This is a genomic window from Halomonas sp. 707D4, assembly GCF_024158685.1.
Taxonomy (GTDB): Bacteria; Pseudomonadota; Gammaproteobacteria; order Pseudomonadales; family Halomonadaceae; genus Vreelandella.
The window spans coordinates 1-3,984 of record NZ_JAMZBD010000299.1; the positions used below are offsets into that span (position 1 = coordinate 1).

General features: G+C 62.8%; 4 protein-coding genes. 1 reads left to right on the forward strand and 3 read right to left on the reverse strand.

What is annotated here, in order from left to right; all coding sequences use genetic code 11:
* Positions 1–195: 195 nt before the first annotated feature.
* Positions 196–414, forward strand: a complete 219-nt coding sequence (gene infA, locus BIS11_RS12385; protein WP_007111068.1) for a translation initiation factor IF-1 — start codon at positions 196–198, stop codon at positions 412–414.
* 112 nt (positions 415–526) lie between these two features.
* Here the strand turns inward: infA and clpA are convergent, their stop codons facing one another.
* From clpA to BIS11_RS12400, 3 genes are all read right to left on the reverse strand, one after another.
* The gene (gene clpA / locus BIS11_RS12390) at positions 527–2,803 is read right to left on the reverse strand and encodes an ATP-dependent Clp protease ATP-binding subunit ClpA (protein WP_253420270.1); all 2,277 of its coding nucleotides are present in this window, start codon (positions 2,801–2,803) and stop codon (positions 527–529) included.
* Between the two features lie 189 nt (positions 2,804–2,992).
* Positions 2,993–3,316, reverse strand: coding sequence for an ATP-dependent Clp protease adapter ClpS (gene clpS / locus BIS11_RS12395; RefSeq protein ID WP_253420301.1), 324 nt, complete (start codon positions 3,314–3,316; stop codon positions 2,993–2,995).
* 218 nt (positions 3,317–3,534) lie between these two features.
* The coding region (locus BIS11_RS12400; RefSeq protein WP_253586149.1) for an NADP-dependent isocitrate dehydrogenase at positions 3,535–3,984 on the reverse strand (450 nt) is incomplete at its 5' end.

The window sequence follows — 3,984 nt, forward strand, 5'->3', positions numbered from 1 at the left end:
GCGTTCTCGCCGCTCGAGGTGCTGGACGGACGCCACTGGCGCCGCTTGATTCGCTAGATCGGCGCGCTTTTTTGCCTTGACGCCAGGCTTGCGGCACAATATGGCGCTGTTTGGCCGCCCCTTGTAAACTAGGGAAGGCTAACTACTCTGTTAGTTGGTTAATCAATGACGTTCGCTAAGTGAGGATTTGCCTATATGGCACGTGAAGACCATATTGAAATGGAAGGCGTCATCGTCGACACCCTTCCCAACACCATGTTTCGTGTCGAACTCGAGAACGGCCACGTCGTGACGGCCCACATCTCCGGCAAGATGCGCAAGAACTACATCCGCATCCTGACCGGCGACAAGGTCAAGGTGGAACTGACGCCCTACGATCTCTCTAAGGGACGCATCGTCTACCGTTCGCGCTGATCGCCCTCCTCTCTCGCGGGTCTTCCTTCCTGCGAGCGACTCTCCATACGGCGCCTTAAAACGACAACGCCCCGTCAGTGACAGGGCGCTGTACGCTTGCTGGTTCAACCCCTCACGGGGCATCCGCCATTTCGGACTCGGTGGATAGCGAAAGCTCGCCCTCCTCGAGACTCACGTGCACGATACCGCCGTGCTCGGCCAGCTCGCCGAACAGGATCATCTCGGCCAGCGGCTTCTTCAGCTTCTCCTGGATCAGGCGGGCCATCGGGCGCGCCCCCATGTCCGGATCGTAGCCCTTCTCCGCCAGCCAGTCGCGCGCGGTGTCGTCCACGTCGAGCTGGACGCGCTTCTCGTCGAGCTGGGCCTGAAGCTCGATCAGGAACTTGTCGACGACGTTGCGCACCACGGACATCGGCAGGGAATGGAACTGGATGATGCCATCGAGGCGGTTGCGGAACTCCGGCGAGAAGGTGCGACGGATCACTTCCATCGCATCCGTCGAATGATCCTGGCTCTGGAAGCCGATCGAGCGGCGCGACGCCTGCTCGGCCCCGGCGTTCGAGGTCATGATCAGGATCACGTGGCGGAAGTCCGCCTCGCGGCCATTGTTGTCGGTCAGGCGGCCGTGGTCCATGACCTGCAGCAGCAGGTTGAAGACTTCCGGATGCGCCTTCTCGATCTCGTCGAGCAGCAGCACGCAGTGCGGCTGCTTGTTGACCGCCTCGGTCAGAAGCCCGCCCTGGTCGTACCCCACGTACCCGGGCGGCGCGCCGATCAGGCGTGACACCGTATGGCGCTCCATGTACTCGGACATGTCGAAGCGCACCAGATCGATGCCCATGATATGGGCGAGCTGCTTGGCGACCTCGGTCTTGCCCACCCCGGTGGGGCCGGCGAACAGGAAGCTGCCCACCGGCTTGTCCGGCGCCTTGAGGCCGGCGCGAGAGAGCTTGATGGCGGCAGAGAGCGAATCGATCGCCTCGTCCTGGCCGAACACCAGCATCTTGAGGTCGCGGTCGAGCTTCTCGAGCAGCTTGCGATCCGAGCTCGACACGCTCTTCGGCGGAATCCGCGCGATGGAGGCCACCACCGCTTCGACCTGGTCGACGTCGATGGTATCGACACGCATCTCGGAAGGCAGCATGCGCTGGTGGGCACCCGCCTCATCGATCACGTCGATCGCCTTGTCCGGCAGGTGACGATCGTTGATGTAGCGATCGGCCAGGCGCGCTGCGCTCTCGAGCGCCGCATCGGTGTACTTGAGCTCGTGATGCTCCTCGAAGCGCGAGCGCAGCCCCTTGAGGATCTTGATGGTGTCCTCGACGGAGGGCGCCGGCACGTCGACCTTCTGGAAACGCCGGGCGAGCGCGCGATCCTTCTCGAAGATGCCACGGAACTCCTGGAACGTGGTCGAGCCGATGCAGCGCAACTCACCGGAGGAGAGCAGCGGCTTCAGCAGGTTCGAGGCGTCCATGACGCCGCCGGAGGCCGCCCCCGCACCAATCACGGTATGGATCTCGTCGATGAACAGGATCGCGTTGGGCTGCTTCTTGAGCTCGCCGAGAAGGCTCTTCAGACGCTTCTCGAAGTCGCCGCGGTACTTGGTGCCGGCGAGCAGCGCGCCCATGTCCAGCGAGTAGACCACCGCGTCGGAGATGACCTCGGGCACGTCCTCCTCGACGATGCGCTTGGCCAGGCCCTCGGCGATGGCGGTCTTGCCCACGCCGGCCTCGCCTACCAGCAGCGGGTTGTTCTTGCGCCGCCGGGCGAGGATCTGCACCACGCGCTCGAGCTCGTGATCGCGCCCGATCAGCGGGTCGATCTTGCCCAGACGCGCCTGCTCGTTGAGGTTGGTGGCATAGCCGGTCAGCGGATGCGCGCCGCCCTCGGCGCTCGCCTCTTCCACATCCTCGCCTTCCTGCTGGGAGGAGGAGTTGGCCGAGCCGTGACCGGACACCTTGGAAATGCCGTGGGCGATGTAGTTGACCGCATCGACCCGGGCCACGTTCTGCTGCTTCAGGAAGTAGACGGCCTGGCTCTCCTGCTCGGAGAAGATGGCGACCAGCACGTTGGCGCCGTTGACTTCACTCTTGCCGGATGACTGTACGTGAAACACCGCGCGCTGGAGCACGCGCTGGAAACCGAGCGTAGGCTGCGTCTCGCGCTCGCTCTGCCCTTCGGGAATCAGGGGTGTGGTGGAATTGATGAAATCCTGCAGATCGGAGCGCAGCTTGTCGAGGTTGGCGCCGCACGCCTTCAGCACGTCGATGGCCGAGGCGTTGTCCAGCAGTGCCAGGAGCAGGTGCTCCACGGTCATGAACTCGTGGCGCTTGGAGCGAGCCACGGTAAAGGCCGTGTTCAGGGTCAGTTCAAGTTCTTTGCTCAGCATGGCAGTCCCCTTTTCGCTACTACCTAGGGTGGTTCGCCACCTAGGACTTGCGTCGGATCAGTTCGACCGACCGGTATCTTCAACATCGGGTACAAATGCCCCGCTTGCAAGGCCCGCCACTACTTTTTTTCAACGTGTCGTGTCAAGCGGCGACTGCTCTAAATTCACCGGCAGCGCCGGGTCGAAAGGTCAATCGGCGGCTTCGATGTCGCTCATCAAAGGATGCTCGCATTCGCGGGCATACTCGTTCACCTGATGGCTCTTCGTCTCGGCGATATCGCGGGTGAAGATGCCGCAGGTGCCCTTGCCCTGGGTATGCACGGCCAGCATGATCTCGACGGCCTTTTCGTTGTTCATGTTGAAAAAGCCTTGCAGCACCTCGATGACGAACTCCATCGGGGTGTAGTCGTCGTTGTGCAGCACCACCTTGTAGAGCGGTGGCCTGGCAAGCTCGGGTTCCGCCGTCTGGACGTCAAGGTCGTCGTCGTACTCGGGCGAATCAGGGCGAGCCATGTTCAATACCGGGCGAGGCACGCTCGGGCTTTCGAAGTTGGACATAGAGCTTCATCGTCTCTGCGCTGACCGGCGGCGCGTGCAAGCATGTCGGTGATAAGACGCGCGCGTTCAGCAAGGGTTCATGGAAAACGCAAAATTATCATACTGAGAAAGACAAAAAACCCCCGCCCGCCAGGCGGACGAGGGTCGATGCGACCGTTTCAGGCGGACAGGATTCAGCCCTTGGCCACCATGGCGAGCGCATCGTTGAGGGTCTTGCTCGGGCGCATGGCCTGGCTTGCGAGCTTGGCATCGGGGTGGAAGTAGCCCTGAATGTCCACGGCCTTGCCCTGGGCACCGTTGAGCTCCTCGACGATGACGGACTCCTTCTCCTTCAGGGTGTTCGCCAGGCGCGTGAACAGCGTCTTGAGCTCGGCGTCCTGGTCCTGGGCGGCGAGCGCCTCGGCCCAGTACATCGCCAGGTAGAAGTGGCTGCCGCGGTTGTCGAGCTCACCCACCTTGCGTGACGGCGACTTGTTGCTGTCGAGGAACTTGCCGTTGGCCTCGTCCAGGGCGCGGGCCAGCACGCTGGCACGCTGGTTGCCGAAGGTGCTGCCCAGATGCTCGAGCGATGCCGCCAGGGCCAGGAACTCACCGAGCGAATCCCAGCGCAGGTGGTTCTCTTC

Excerpts from the sequence above, each read along its gene's own strand:
- infA (WP_007111068.1), top strand. The coding sequence starts at position 196 with ATGGCACGTGAAGACCATATTGAAATGGAAGGCGTCATCGTCGACACC.
- clpS (WP_253420301.1), bottom strand. The coding sequence starts at position 3,316 with ATGGCTCGCCCTGATTCGCCCGAGTACGACGACGACCTTGACGTCCAG.
- clpA (WP_253420270.1), bottom strand. The coding sequence starts at position 2,803 with ATGCTGAGCAAAGAACTTGAACTGACCCTGAACACGGCCTTTACCGTG.